This is a genomic window from Candidatus Zixiibacteriota bacterium, from assembly GCA_026397505.1.
Taxonomy (GTDB): domain Bacteria; phylum Zixibacteria; class MSB-5A5; order GN15; family PGXB01; genus JAPLUR01.
Genome location: JAPLUR010000006.1, coordinates 1 through 2,341 on the forward strand (window position 1 = coordinate 1; position 2,341 = coordinate 2,341).

Consider the following 2,341-nt stretch of genomic DNA (forward strand, 5'->3'; position numbering starts at 1 on the left):
TCTGACATCGGAAGCAACCGGCAGACTGAACCTGATCTCAGTCGTCGGATTGAAAGGATTGGGATAATTCTGTGACAGACTGAAAACGGCCGGAAGCTCTAACCCTTCCTCCGGTTTATACATGATATTCGGGGTCATCAATGGTACGATTCCAGCCGGTATTTGCTGCGACATATGCATTCTTCTCAGGTTTATATGAGCCGAATAATAGTTGGCCTCACCGCCAATCTGGCAGAGTCCGGCAAAGTAGGCGATAGCCTGACTTGCTGTAGCTCCATCAACCGTGACAAGAGCCCTCTGATTCTGCCGACCAGAAGCTATATTCAACATGTTGGCCAGCAAAGCGCGCTTGGCGCAGGCTTCATTCGAACCATCATAGGGACCTAAGAATAAAACAAACAAATCGTCGCAGTTCAGAGGTCGCGGGCCGGCCGCATAAGTGACATCCTCAATCCGAATCGCAAAACCATCACCCCTCAGATAAAAATGACCGTAGATCGTATTACAATACCGGTCAATGTCGGCCCGGGTAATCTCCGAAGGAAGACCATCTTTAATACGCTTAAGCTGTGATTTCCACCACCAAATATCCTTCACCTTACCCGTAGCTGTCACCGTAAACTGGAACGAAATCTCGCTGCACGGATAACCATTTACCGTCACCAACTGCGCCCCCGACGGAGTCACCGCAAAACCCATCGGAACCACCGGCTCAACAAGGTAATCACCATTGCTCAAATCATCAAATGCCAAATTGCCCATGTTGTCGGTATAACCATTGCCAACATAATTACCCAATCCATCCCTCAGAATTATCTCGATACCTTCGGCGCCAACCATGCCAACTTCAGTCTTAGCACAAATGCCGCCGGCGGTGGGGAAAGCCGGGAAAGTAATTGTGGTCATCTGGCCGATAGTGCCATGTTCATCAACCGGTATGACCTGCACTTGCCAAATGTCCCCCGGCAGAATATCGGCGGCCGGGACAGAGTTGCCAGTATGATTGCCCCGCCCTGCAAATTCATCATCAATAAATCCGCCGGTACCAATGTCGACAAACCAACGATAGTTATAGGTTACAGCATCCCCATCGGGATCTGCAGTAATCGGACCGACCACATCAACTCTAATAGTCCCGAGAACAAAGCTATAAGCGAGTTCAGGCTGATAAGGGGGATCATTCGGAAATGATGAATATCTGATTTCCAGCCGGCTATAATTAAGAGTCGTGGCCCAATTGTCGTAAGGATGGTGCATATCAATGTCAAGAAAAAGATTAATCAGACCATCATCAACAATACTGTTTACAGGGAGATCAAAGATCGTGGTTGACCATGTATTATTGAATCCCTGCAGATACCCCGGGCTCAGCAAGTTTCCGTCAACATAGACACCGTCATATTCGCCTTCCCATCCATGGAATGGCTCGGAATCTATATCCCAGGCCACAATAGTGAGTTTTGCCGAGATGATATTCAGTGATGGCATGCTCCAATTTGGAAAAGAATGCTGCCAGCCATAATCTCCGTTATACCAGCTATAGATTTCAAATCCATGGCTGCTTGGGCTGCTCCAAGGGCCCAAATAGTTTGGCGGAGTGCTTGCTTCATCCACTTGCTGGGTAAATGTCAATGTCCCGTCCCCATTGTCAACATTCGTTTCCCAGGTCGGCGAATTAGGCTGCGGTGGGGCTTCATGTGAGGGGGCCTCGGAGCCATTGGGGCCAAGGTCATTGGCCATGGAAGGCAGTCCCGCCAGGATCGCCACAAACAAACACCCAGCAGTCAGCAAAGACTTCAATAACTTGATTCTCATTTTTCCATTCCTCCTGAATTGAGAGATTATTTGGGGTATCTGTAACCCCCTATCAACGACCAACATCTCATCATTACCGATATTAACGCGCCTTTCGCAGTCCCGCATAGTATTCAGTCTTTCACCAATTGCACTTAGATATTTACTATAGAACGAAGCCGCTTTGGTCGCAACTGAAGGACGCAGCTTATCAAACAGCTTGTAAATCACTGCTTTTACCTCCGAGGCAAGCAGTGATATCACTTCCTCATTTATCACCACCTTTCAATGAGTCGCTAATATCCCCTGCGGATCACAGCGAATATACTCTTACTTCTCCGTTTTTATTGTTACCGTGGCTATATACTGACCACATGACCTTCGGTGCAGTCCTCCCTCTCTCAGGAATTACTTCAGCAGTATCATTTTCTTGGTATCGGAAAATGAATCAGCATTTATGCGATAGAAATATATACCACTGGCCACCGGCTGATTATCGAAACTGCGACTGTCCCAAATGACAGTGTGGTCACCGGCCGAGAGATAC

1 protein-coding gene is annotated in these 2,341 nt (G+C 47.9%); it reads right to left on the reverse strand.

Annotation, left to right across the window (positions count from 1 at the left end; translation table 11 throughout):
- On the reverse strand, positions 1-1,815 hold a 1,815-nt coding region (locus NT002_00190; protein MCX6827696.1), incomplete at its 3' end, for a hypothetical protein.
- Positions 1,816-2,341 lie beyond the last annotated feature (526 nt).